At 46.1% G+C, this 228-nt stretch carries 1 protein-coding gene; it reads right to left on the bottom strand.

The window, feature by feature from the left end; genetic code table 11:
* On the bottom strand, positions 1–183 hold a 183-nt coding region (locus tag ACYSM9_RS22055; protein WP_461859074.1), incomplete at its 3' end, for a hypothetical protein.
* Positions 184–228: the final 45 nt, after the last annotated feature.

A 228-nucleotide genomic window follows, 5' to 3' on the forward strand; every position in this document is an offset into this window, starting at 1 on the left:
GGCGTGGACCCAAACAATGGACTGGGATTCTTCATTTCGTGAGGCAACGTTGCCTAAAAACTGCAGGCCACATCGAAAAGCTGTCAACAAGGAGTCTTGTTCCACCCGAAGTTCACGAAAGAGAAGAACCAAATCAACAGCAACTCCGATCGTATCCAGGTTCCTGATGGAATTCTGATTCACAGAACACTCTATACAAGCATTCCGAAGACATCTGAAGCATTCAGT

The organism is Arthrobacter sp. C152, assembly GCF_054890965.1.